Origin of the sequence: Bacillus sp. FSL E2-8887, assembly GCF_038007205.1 — a bacterium.
In the GTDB taxonomy this organism is placed as follows: Bacteria; Bacillota; Bacilli; order Bacillales; family Bacillaceae_G; genus Bacillus_A; species Bacillus_A mycoides.
In genome coordinates, this window is sequence record NZ_JBBOWS010000002.1 from 1 (window position 1) to 12,542 (window position 12,542).

The window sequence follows — 12,542 nt, forward strand, 5'->3', positions numbered from 1 at the left end:
TATTGAAGTAGGAGAGTACTCCTATTATTCAGGATATTATGGACATCAAAATTTTGAAGATAGTTGTGTAAGATATTTGTGGGGAGATGTTAAGTCTCGAGCGCTTTTCAATCCAATTGAACAAATGGGTTGGCATCTTGATAAACTCATAATTGGAAATTATGTATGTATTGCAACTGGAGTTGTCATATTAATGGGGGGTAATCATAACCACCACTCAGAATGGGTTACAGTTTATCCATTCGTTGAGCAAATAAAGCAATCATTTGAACCGAAGGGTGATACAGTCATAAAAAGTGATGCTTGGATTGGTATGAATGCTATAATCATGCCTGGTGTTACAATTGGCGAAGGTGCAATTATTGCAGCTGGATCTGTAGTTTCTAAAGATGTTCCACCATATACTATAGTTGGGGGTAATCCCGCTAAAGAAATAAAAAAACGGTTCACTGATACAGAAATTAGTATGTTAATGGAAATGCGTTGGTTTGATTGGAATAGAGAATTAGTTGAGAGGGCAATTCCTCTTTTATCTAGTCCATCTATAGAGCAGTTATACAATTTCTATAAAAGTGAAGTGAAAAATAAATAAATTAGTAAAAAAACTACATTCTATATAGAATGTAGTTTTTTTATAGGTATTTAAATCATCATATAACATCTAATGGTTTAATCATTTGAACACTTCTGCATAATTAGCCTAGTAACAAAATTGAAAAATTAATTTTGTTACACCTTTTAAAGAGCCTCCCTTTATAAAAAATTACCCATTTTCTTGTCCCAAAACAATGATAGGTAAAGAAGTATCCACTTTCTTGTCTAAAAAGTATAGAGTTTCATGAGCAATCGTTGATAAATAGCCATTATCATAAATTTTGTAGGTACTTTCATGTCTCAATAATGTGACATGAAAGTCTAAACTTTTTGAACTAGGGACAAGAAACCTTAAACTACTTAGCTTATAATAAAATATCCATGAAAGTATTCTAAATAAATAGATTTATAGGGGATAAAATGTTCCATTTTAATAATTATAAATCCCATTCACTTATACAAAAAACAAGAAGCTTCTTAATTGTAAGAAGCCTCTTGTTTTTAGCTTTAGACAAAGCAAATTTATATCAATTTTAAGTAACTAACACAACCATATATATTAGAGAAATAGCATCTGTATACTTATTAGTATGGGGATTTTCCCATTGGAAACCTAATATTTATTTTGCCAACTTTTCAATGATTGGAGCTTTAGCAGATAATTCATCATTTGATGGATTTCTCATAAAATCTGCACCATACATAGTAACCGTATCCCCAACTTGAATATTCTCAAGCACTTCAGAAGAAACAACAGCAGTAACAGTCAGGCCTTCACTAGAAATTTGGATAGTGTCCTTTGTTTTATTGATTACATTTCCAGTGTGCATTATATATTGGTTTTTTAACACGTTTTCTTCATTTTCTTTTTGAACAATTGCATATTTTGCTGTTGCTGGTTCACCTGGTATTGAGCCTATAAAAATAGGTGCATAAATGGTAACGGTATCCCCAATCTGAATATCTTTAAGTATCCCAGGGGAAGAAACGATAGCATATACACTTGAGTTTTCACCGGAAACCACCAATCCGTCTTCTGTTTTTTCAATTACTTTACCTGAACGTTTTTGGTGTTGATTCAGAGCATTTTGTTCTTTTTTATCGACTTCTGATATAGAATTCGATTTATCTACACTTGTATTAGGAGTCACTGTCTTACTTGCCAACTTTTCGATGATTGGAGCTTTAGCAAACAATTCACCAGTTGCCATATTATTCATAAAATATGCCCCATAAATAGTAATGGTATCTCCAATATTTATATCTTGTAAGATTTCAGGAGAAACGATAGCACTAACAGTCGAATCTTCACTAGAAATTTCAATAGCGTCATTTGATTTATTGATTACATTTCCAGTGTGCATTTTATATTGTTTTTTTAGCACGTTTTCTTCATTTTCTTTTTGAACAATTGCATATTTAGCTGTATTTGGTTGACATGGTATTGAGCCTATAAAAATAGGTGCATAAATGGTAACGGTGTCCCCAATCTGAATATCTCTAAGGACCTCAGGGGAAGAAACCATAGCGTATACACTTGAGTTTTTACCTGAAACCACTAATCCTTCTTCTGTTTTTTCAATTACTTTACCTGAACGCTTTTGATGCTGATTTAGAAGAGTATTAGTATTTGTATAGTCTTTTTCTTTTAATTCACTATTCATCTCTCTAGACAACATATCAGTTTTAGCAGTAAGTTGAACAGCTTCAACACGTGTTATCACTCTATTTGGTTGCCAACCATTATCAGTTCCAGCGGAAATTTTTAAGTCAATCAAAATATTGGCATATTTTTCTCCCCAATGTCCTTTTAAATCTTCAAATTTAATTTGGCCATTATCATTTGTTGTACTTTGTAGTTTATAAGCATTTACTAGCATAGTAGCCATGGCAGCACGAGTAACTTTTCCGGATGGATTAAAGATTCCATTCCCTTCTCCTTTAATGATGCCATTTTTTTCAGCAGCAGCAATATAGGGAGTAGCCCAGTGGTCTTGGGTATCTGTAAAAGAAGGTTTGGCTTTTGTATCAATTTTTATCCCTAAGGCTTTTGTTATAATTGTTGCGGCGGAAGCTCGATCTAACGTAGCGTTTGAGCCAAAGGTACCATCTGGTAAACCTGATATAGCTTGTTTATCTACTAAATAATTTACAGATTCCTCTGCCCACTTTGGAACATCAGGAAACTTTTGAGTATCCGCAAAAATACTAGAAGAATAGGATAATATAGCCCCAGCGAGGAGACCTGTTGTGATTAATTTGCGCTTCATAAAAATATACACCTCTACCAATCTATTGTATGACCAAATTGAGTTTTTTTATTTTTATATTTATATGTTTGTGATGATGCTGACATCTATTCAATTTGGTGTAACGATTATAGTTACTTATATGCACGAGTGTCAATGAATAACTTTAACATAAATGTATAATATTTACATAAAAAATCAATATAAATTAATTTTATTTACTAAAATTTAATAATGTATTGACTTATTAATGTATACTTAATTATAATGAATTGAGATTAATTCTCAAGTGTATTTACTAGTTTAACAAGAATACAAAACCAACTTGAATTTAATAAAAAAGTTGAATATAAACTTATATTTATTCATTGACACTTATATGTAAATAACTACAATCATTGAACTAAATGTATGTTACGCTTATAAAATTTTAAGAGATGTATATTGATAGAGAACTTTTTCTCTATATACTCTGTTGAATAAAGAGCTTTTGTTTACACAATTCCTTATATATATTTTCCATTAAAAATATGGTTAATTATTCAATAAACAAACCAACATTCATTGCAATTTTTTATTCTTATTTCTTAATAAAGGAATAATGTAAATTAAATGCATGAGAATGGATAGAAATTAAGATTTAGAAGGAGAATATTTTATGAAATCCAAGTTAATTGCTACAGGAATTATTGCAGGAAGTCTACTATCCTACTCATCTAATATATTTGCGGATACTCAAAAGTTTCCTGATGTTCCAAAGTGGGCAGAGGAATCTGTAAATTATTTAGTAGATAAACAAGTATTAAGTGGCTACCCAGATGGGATTTTTGGGTCAAATGATTCATTAGACAGAGCTTCTGCGGCGACTATTATGACAAGGGTTTTGGGTACGAAAATTGACTTCAATGCAAAACCTTCCTTTACAGATTCACAAAACCATTGGGCTACTCCCTATATTGCTGCTGCTGAAAAAGCTGGCATCATTAAAGGAGAAGGGAATGGCATCTTCAATCCAACTGGAAAAGTTACACGTGCTGCTATGGCGACAATGCTAGTAAATGCTTATAAACTACAGAGTACAACAAATGATAATGGCCAAAGTAAATTTGAGGATTTAAAAGGACATTGGGGTGAAAAATTCGCCAATATTTTAATTAACTTAAAAATCTCAGTTGGGACTGATAACGGTTGGCAACCAAATAGATTCATAACACGAGCTGAAGCCGCTCAACTTACTGCTAAAACTGATATGTTGCAACAAAATCAAAACAATGGTTTAGAAGACAAAGAAATCATTACTGCTACATCATATGAAGATTTAAACTTAACAGTGGCTTCTAATATTACTGCCCAAGAAATTGATAGTTTTATTGCACAATACCATTCAGATAGTCCATTAGTTGGACATGGGAAAGACTTTATCAACGCACAAAATAAATATGGTGTAAATGCTCTATATTTAGCCGCTCATGCAATTTTAGAATCTGGATATGGAAAATCAGAAATTGCATATCAAAAACATAATCTATTCGGATTACGTGCATATGATGGAGATCCGTTTAAATATGCAAAATATTTACCAACCTACAGCGACAGTATTGCTTATAATGCTAATTATGTGCGAGAAAGATATTTAGAAGAAGATGGTATGCGTTATAACGGACCAACGTTAGCTGGTATGAACGTGAAATATGCATCAGATAAAGGATGGGCTAACAAAATTGCAGGTATTATGGGGCGTATTAAACCGTTCCGTGCAAAAGACTATACACATGCAAAAAAATTACCGAAGAACCCTGAAACATTAGATGTCGAAGCGTTATCTAATGAAATACCGTATAAAATGTATGAAGATGGTTCGAGCGCAAATATTGTATCATCAGCCGCTTACTATCATGTACCTTATCCATTTCATTTAAAAATTAAAAGTAAATCAGATGTAGCAGTCGATGAAAATAAAGTTGGTACAGTAACTCCTGGAACAAACATCTTTATTTATCGTGAAGATCCAAATGGATGGATAGAATTCTCTTTTGAAACTCATGGAGAAAAATACTGGGCATTAAAAAGTAATTTAAGTATGTAATTAGAAAGGTCTCTCTCACTACTCTTAATCGTTTAGATTATAATCCCATATAATTATGAGACAAGTTTTTTACTTTTTTTAAATATAGTTATGTATACAAAAAAGTTAGAGAATTATTTCCTCTAACTTTTATGCGCTAGTATTTAAAATTAAAAAGATGGTGGGGTTACTCCAAATATAACAGTGACTTTGTGTAAAGAAGTGTTTTCCCATTTATGTTTTGCGTATGGTGGGATTTTAACACTATCACCTGGATTAAGAAGTAGAACCTCATCATTTAGATATAGTTTTACTTGTCCTTCCATAATAAATGCTATTTCTTCACCTTTATGTGCCACAGGCTCCATAGATGAAGCGGTTTGAGGTAGCAGATTCATTAAAGCCAATTCCAGTGATCCATCTAAATTAGGAGATAATAACTCATACGAAACATTACCGCTTTCAGGGAAGGTTATTTGTTTTCTTTGTTCCGCTCTTACAACTAATTCTTCTGTATTGGTATCTTCCAAGAAAAAATTAAATAAAGGAATATTTAATGCTACAGAAATTAATTTTAGTGTTTGTAATGATGGATTCGTGATCCCTTTCTCAATCTGACTTAACATGGAAGGTGTTATATCAGCTAATTCAGCTAAACGTTTACTAGTTAATCCTGCACCTTTTCTAAATCCCATAATTTTTTGACCAACATTAATATTGTTCATATACATAATCCCCTTTAAATGAGTGAAATTTATTAAATTAAAATTAATTTTATTTACTTATACTTAATACATTGTTAATATATACTTAATTATAATAAATTATGATTAATTTTCAAACATTTATATCGTTGTAAGAATATTAAATAAGACGTGAAGTGATTGAAATGGATTGATTATATTTACAAGGGGGTTTATGACTGAGAGAAATTGCAAATGAAACAAAAGAGAATTTGAGAAAGAAGTATCCATTTTTTCAAAAATTAATTGAAACCGAGGAAGTTTTTTTACTTAACCCAAGTAAGACAGATTTTGAATCTTTTATTCTAGCTAGTACTTTAACTAGAGTGGATGTTATAGATGCAGAAGATCGATTAAAACGATTTGCTCCATAATAATGCAAAAGTTTTTCCTGAAACACAAGAGGCGAATGGCATTATTGAATCGCCACTAGTAAATATTAATTCCATGAAACAATATCTGCAAGAAGAATATAAAGAGGAAATACCAGGACAATTATTACTAAAATGTAATAGTCATCTTCCCATTTCAGGATCTATTAAAGCAAGAGGCGGAGTATATGAGGTATTAAAACACGCCGAAGATTTAGCTTTGAAACATCATTTATTAACTAAACAAGATGATTATTCCGTATTAGATAGTGACAGGTTTAGAACATTCTTTTCAAATTATTCAATTGCAGTAGGTTCGACCGGAAATTTAGGGTTAAGCATTGGAATTATGAGTGTAAAGTTAGGATTCAATGTAACTGTCCATATGTCAACTGATGCGAAAACGTGGAAAAAGAATCTACTTAGAAGTAAAGGCATTACTGTTATTGAATATACAACAGACTATAGTAAAGCGGTAGAAAAAGAAGAATACAAGCTAATAATGTATTCTTAAGTTTTTAAAGGATGTGAAATGAACATGAAACCAGTTTTAAAAAATATAATTATTTCCCTTGTTTTTTCAATAGTAGGGGTGTGTTGGTCACTGTTTGTCTTCTTTATGTTAGATGCAGACTGGCTATTGATTTGGATAGGTGTATTAATGGCATATCTATCGTTGTATATTGTGATAGGTCTATATAGCAGAAAAACGTACGACTCAAAATTCGCTAAAGTGCTTCTAAAAACAATAATTACAACCTTTAGTTTTGGAGTATTAGGAATATCATTCGGAGTTGTACACGAGATATTAGGACCATTGAGTCTTACTTTAATGACATGGTATTGGTTTCTAATGCTATTTTTATATTTAATACCCATAATATTATTAGTGATTTTAGTATTTGTAAATCGTAAAAATCATAATTTCCCTGGGGTATATAGTATACTTATACTTCTAAATATACTTCTTACGTTATGGCCGTTATTTTGGCCGTTATTTATTACTTTTATGGCAACTGGTATGAATGCAAGTGCAGGATGGTAGTAGCATTTAAATAGTATAAAAGTAGATAATCCAACATGAACTCAGTTAATAAATTAGAAAGAAGAATTATAGAATGAGAATTAAGCTTAAGAAAAAGCGAATTATAAGTGTATTATTTGCCATTATATTAGTATCAATAGGTTATTACATGTTTCAATCTATTACGAACCCTAAGCTGGTAAATGCGAAAGAGGTAAACAGTGTTCAACAAGTGAGCAGTCTACCTAAAAATGAATTAAAAAAATCGATACCTAGTCGTTTTGATGGTAAAGAAAGAAAAGTTGTATATTTAACTTTTGATGATGGACCAGGAAAATATACAGCTAACCTATTAGATGTATTAAAGAAAAATAATGTAAAAGCAACATTCTTTTTAATTGGTGATAATGTGAAAAGGTTCCCAGATTTAGTGAAACGAGAGCATGTAGAGAACCATTATGTTGGCATGCATAGCATGACACATGATTTTAAAAAGTTATACACCAATAAGGAATATGTTAAGGAAATGAAAGAGGATCAATCTTTAATTAGAAATGTTATTGGAAACTCACCGAAATTAACACGCCCACCATATGGATCAATGCCTGGCTTAAATGAATTACTTCGAAATGAAGTGGTCTTGAATAATTTAAAAGTTTGGGATTGGACAATTGATTCTTTAGATTGGAAATATAATAAATTACCCGTTGATGTAGCAGCCGCAAAAACTGTTCAAAATGTATTAGCAGGTGCGACGTCTTCAAAAGAAATTGTTTTAATGCATGATATTCATCCACAATCTGTCGCGGCAGTTCCAGCAATTATAAAAGGATTAAAAGAAAAAGGTTATGAATTTGAAGCTTATGATGAGAATAATCATTTTCCAATAAACTTCTGGCATGATAACCAGATATAAAAAGGAATATGTATTAATTATAGAATGGAATAAATGATATAGGGTTTAAATATATGTAAGAGCGTGTTTAGTTAATAAATGAAAACACGCTCTTTTAACTGGCTATTTTTTTATTAATTTAAGTTGATATTATCCCCTTTAGGTAGACAGTGTGAAAAAGACCATGTATACACATGGATGTTACACTATTACTTGGAGGGGATTTTTCATGGCAAAAAAAGGTGCAACATTTAATACATACTCAGAAGAAGTAAAGTTATCAGCTGTTCAAAGTTATTTAAACGGAGAAGGAAGCTACGGTATGATGACGGAGAAATATCAGATTAAAAGCTCTACACAACTTAAAAATTGGGTAAAAAAATATAAAGAATGTGGTGAAATTACAGATACTCGTGGGAAAAATAGTGGAATGAAAGGTATACCAAACCCTTTAAAAGGCAAACGTGTTCATTTTAATACCGTTGAAGAGGAACGTGACTACTATAAGGCTCAGGTCGAATATTTAAAAAAGCAGTATCCAAATCTGTAAATGGAGGCGTACTAAAATATAAAGAAAGATATCATATCATTGAATCACTAAAGAGAAAATATCCCGTTATATGGCTTACTAATTTTGCGAGTGTACATCGCTCAAGTTACTATAAGTGGATTCATACAAAAAGTATGAAAAACATGCGACTAGAATCCGATAAACGATTAAAAAAGGTAATTCAATCTATTCACGTAAAGCACAAAGAATATGGTTATCCACGTATGAAAATCGCTTTACAAGAGGAGGGTTATTTTATAAATCACAAAAAGGTATATCGCTTAATGAGTGAGCTTGACATTCAGTCTATTATTCGGAAGAAGCGTCGCTTCTTTAAAGGGAATTACTCTAATACTTTTCCAAATGTTTTAAACCGTGAATTCAAAAATCGCCAACAAAATGAAGCGCTTGTTACAGATATTACCTACCTACGATTTCAAGAGGGATTCCGCTATCTTTCTGTTGTACAAGATATTTATAACAACGAAGTTGTTTCTTGGAAAATTTCCAAGCGTAATGATAATGAACTTGTATTAGATACAATTGAAATGTTGGCACAAAAAAGAGATGTGTGTGGAACCATTCTCCATTCAGATCAGGGATTCCAGTACACATCTCATGCCTACAACAAACGACTTTTAGATTTAGGTATCATTGGCAGCCACTCTCGCAAAGGAAACTGTCATGATAATGCCTATATCGAGTCATTTTTCTCCCATTTTAAATCGGAGATGTTGTATTTGAATCATTTTAAAACAGAAGCCGATTTAATACAAGCAATTGAAGAATATATTTACTTTTATAACTATAAACGTTTCCAAAAACGACTCAACCATCGAGCTCTGATAGAATATCGAATCTCGATGGCTGCTTAGTCTTTTTAATACTGTCTACTTGACAGGGATAAGACCAAAGTATAGGCTTTTTTATTTAAATAATTTGAGGTTTATGTCACTGCACAGTGATAGGAGGGGAGATTAACTTACACCATGCAAATAGTAGTTAAATTCAGATTTAACTACTACATTATCACTACAGAAATTGATTAAACCTAAAACATGTATCAATTCTAAAATAAATAGTTACGTTATTTTAGAAAAGCTTTTACGGATTTTCCAATGGATATAAATAATTAAATGTCGCATTTTGTCGTTTATTTTTATATAATTATCATTTAATCAATATATAACAATTAGGGGGGATTTAATTGTCGTTTTTAAAAAACAGTAAAATTGGCACAACATTAAACGTATTGGTAGTTATAGCAAGTGTCGCTTGTATAATATTATCTATACTAGGATTTTGGGGTCTTAAAAAAGGTGAGTATGCTTCTACTACTATGTATGAAGATAGTTTATTACCAATTCAGTGGATAGGAGCAATAGAGTCTAATTATTATCTTATCAATATGAATGTAAAGGAAACTATTCTATCAAAAGATGAAAAAAGAATAAAAGAGCTTTTGACAGAAATAGATGTAGCTCGTACAGAAACTGATCAGTTATTAAAGAAGTTTGAGACTAGAGTTAGTTCTAATAAAGAAAAAGAATTGTATACAACATTTTATACAACATTTAAAGAATTAAGAACACAACTGAAGAAAGTACAAGATTTGGGACAATCTAATAATGAAGAAGCATATGCTTATTACCTAAAAGAGGTTGATCCTAATATGAAAAAGTCAATTCAGGCAATTCGTGAACTTATCCAATTTAATAATAATAATGCAGATCAATTACAAAAAAATAATACTGACAGTGCAACAAATACCATGATGCTGTTTATTAGTATCTCCATTATAGCAATTGCAATAGTCATTTTTATTGGTTATATCATTAAAAGTGCAATCAAACAACCAATTGTATTATTAGAAAGAGATATGGAGCGAGTATCTGAAGGTGACTTAACAATACGCACTTCTTATAAATCAAATAATGAATTGGGAAGCATTGTGAAGTCTTTTAATAGTATGCTGGATAACTTGCAACAATTAATTGGAGAAGTAAAAATCACAACACAAGAGGTTATTTCTTCTACCAATGGGATGTTGCAAGATACTAAACGAGCATCTCATATATCAAGAGAGGTTGTTCAAACTATATCTGAGGTCGATGAAAAAATAGAAGGACAAGTTACTAGTATCCAAGAAAGTTCATCATCAATGGAAGAAATTGCGAATGGAGTTCAAACAGTAGCTGAATCTTCAGCAATGGTTACAGAAGTGGCTGTCACAACAACAGAACAAGTCAATTCTGGTAGTGAAGTGATAAAACAATCTATACTTCAAATGAATAGTATTCATGAGGTTGTTGAAGAAACATCCAAAGTAATAGATAGGCTTGTTACACGTACGCAGCAAATTGATAAAGCTCTGGATGCTATCACTAATATTGCTGAACAAACAAACCTTCTTGCCTTAAACGCCTCAATTGAAGCTGCACGTGCTGGAGAAAATGGAAAAGGATTTGCGGTGGTGGCAGCAGAAGTGGGGGATTTAGCTGAGAAGTCTAAAAAATCCGCAAATGAAATCAATAATTTAATACAATTAATTCAAAGAGATACAAAAGATACAGTTGATGCAATGCAAAAAGGCCAACAAAAAGCTTCGGAAGGAAAAGAAACTGCTAATAAAGCAGATCAAGCATTCTCATCTATTATGGTGGCTATTAATAAAATCACTAGCCAAATTCAAGAAGTATCTGCAGCGACAGAAGAAATGTCTGCCGGTACAGAAGAAGTAAATGCCTCTATGTCGAGTGTTTCTGAAACTGCAACACAAGTAGCTAAGGAAACAACTCAAACTGTACATTCAATCCAATCACAAGCAGCATCAATTGAGGAGATATCGAATCAATCTAACAAAATAAAAGAAAAAGTAGAAGCATTGTCAGCATTAGTTTCAAAATTTATTATTGAAGAGCAAAAAAACGAGAAATAAAATATATCAAATATGACAAAAAAGTACAGGTCCTTAATCAATTAAAGGCCTGTACTTTTTTATCATTTTAGCCAAGAAGACTCCTTCCTCAAGGAACGTGAAATTTGTTTTTGGATAAATTTTTATATAATAAATAGCTTTATGTTATGTCTTATATAAAAACATACCATAAAGAACTTGATTTTATTTTATTACACTTGATTATATATTTATTTAGTGTACCATTATAGATAATGGTTAAATTTTCTATAAATGGAAGGTGATGCACAGTGTTAACTGAATTACAAAAAAGTTTTTTCTCACGGTTACAGATATCTCCGAAAGAAGATGTAAGCTTTGAAAATTTACATGAAATTCTTCAGCAAATGGCATATGTAATACCTTATGAAAATTTAGACGTTATGAACAAAAATATCCGGAAAATTATTAGAAAGAATGTTCAAGAAAAATTACTATTAACTCAACGCGGAGGACTATGTTACGAGCTCAATACCGTATTATATTATTTTTTACTTGATTGTGGATTTGATGTCTATCGCATATCTGGTACGGTCTACGATTTAGGTGGTGATAAGTGGAAGCCTGACGATGGACATGTGATTATTATTTTAAATTATAATAATCACAAATACATCATAGATGGGGGACTTGCCTCACATCTTCCATTACACCCAGTTCCATTTAGCGGTGAAGTGATCTCATCTCAAACGGGAAAATATCGTATTCGTAAACAGAATACTGAAAAAGGAACTTACCTACTAGAAATGAAAAAAGGAGAAAATGGGGAGAGTGCCCAATTCCTTAATTCTGAACCTACTAATACATGGTGCACTGGGTTTGCGTTTTCATTAGATGAAATAGATACAAACAAAGTAAATGCTATACAAAATATTATTGTAGAGCACTCCGAATCACCTTTTAACAAAGGATACATTGTCTGCAAATTAATTGAAGATGGACATATTTCACTTACTAAAAAAAGTTTTACAGAAACAAGAAAAGGCCAAAAAAGTAAACGAACTATAAATGAAGAAGAATATCAGCAGATTCTTAAAGAAGTATTTAATATTTCTCTAGATAAATACCTCGATAAAATTTTAGAAAGAGGCTAGC

General features: G+C 31.5%; 9 protein-coding genes and 1 pseudogene. 8 read left to right on the top strand and 2 right to left on the bottom strand.

The features are described 5' to 3' along the window. Positions 1 to 592, top strand: a 592-nt coding sequence (locus tag NSQ08_RS27275; protein WP_340780345.1) for a CatB-related O-acetyltransferase, incomplete at its 5' end; no start/stop codon positions are given. Between the two features lie 622 nt (positions 593 to 1,214). Here NSQ08_RS27275 and NSQ08_RS27280 read toward each other — a convergent pair. Next, a complete protein-coding gene (locus tag NSQ08_RS27280) occupies positions 1,215 to 2,864 on the bottom strand; it encodes an S-layer homology domain-containing protein (protein WP_340780347.1) in 1,650 nt (549 codons plus the stop codon). 637 nt (positions 2,865 to 3,501) lie between these two features. On the opposite strand from NSQ08_RS27280, the gene NSQ08_RS27285 reads away from it, so the two are divergent. Then, complete coding sequence (locus NSQ08_RS27285; RefSeq protein WP_340780349.1) at positions 3,502 to 4,929, top strand: S-layer homology domain-containing protein; 1,428 nt, start codon at positions 3,502 to 3,504, stop codon at positions 4,927 to 4,929. A gap of 149 nt (positions 4,930 to 5,078) precedes the next feature. Here NSQ08_RS27285 and NSQ08_RS27290 read toward each other — a convergent pair whose 3' ends face one another. Then, positions 5,079 to 5,633, bottom strand: a complete 555-nt coding sequence (locus NSQ08_RS27290) for a helix-turn-helix domain-containing protein (RefSeq protein ID WP_061676088.1) — start codon at positions 5,631 to 5,633, stop codon at positions 5,079 to 5,081. Between the two features lie 197 nt (positions 5,634 to 5,830). Here NSQ08_RS27290 and NSQ08_RS27295 point away from each other — a divergent pair. From NSQ08_RS27295 to NSQ08_RS27320, 6 genes and pseudogenes are all read left to right on the top strand, one after another. After that, positions 5,831 to 6,506, top strand: a pseudogene (locus NSQ08_RS27295) (D-serine ammonia-lyase); the annotation flags it as partial. A gap of 54 nt (positions 6,507 to 6,560) precedes the next feature. After that, positions 6,561 to 7,067, top strand: coding sequence for a DUF3902 family protein (locus NSQ08_RS27300; protein WP_061676089.1), 507 nt, complete (start codon positions 6,561 to 6,563; stop codon positions 7,065 to 7,067). Positions 7,068 to 7,140: 73 nt separating this feature from the next. Then, positions 7,141 to 7,962 carry a peptidoglycan-N-acetylglucosamine deacetylase gene (locus tag NSQ08_RS27305; protein ID WP_340780354.1) on the top strand — a complete coding sequence of 274 codons (822 nt, stop codon included), beginning with the start codon at positions 7,141 to 7,143 and terminating at the stop codon, positions 7,960 to 7,962. A gap of 208 nt (positions 7,963 to 8,170) precedes the next feature. Then, positions 8,171 to 9,366 (top strand): IS3 family transposase gene (locus tag NSQ08_RS27310; protein WP_445686656.1). Its coding sequence is split into 2 segments (ribosomal slippage): positions 8,171 to 8,465 and positions 8,465 to 9,366, totalling 1,197 coding nucleotides; the frame shifts between segments, so codons are not numbered across the junction. A gap of 332 nt (positions 9,367 to 9,698) precedes the next feature. Further along, entirely contained in the window at positions 9,699 to 11,429 is a 1,731-nt protein-coding gene (locus tag NSQ08_RS27315) for a methyl-accepting chemotaxis protein (protein ID WP_078204014.1), read from the top strand. A 269-nt stretch (positions 11,430 to 11,698) separates the two neighbouring features. Continuing rightward, positions 11,699 to 12,541, top strand: a complete 843-nt coding sequence (locus NSQ08_RS27320) for an arylamine N-acetyltransferase family protein (RefSeq protein ID WP_340780360.1) — start codon at positions 11,699 to 11,701, stop codon at positions 12,539 to 12,541. The last annotated feature ends 1 nt before the right edge of the window (position 12,542 follow it).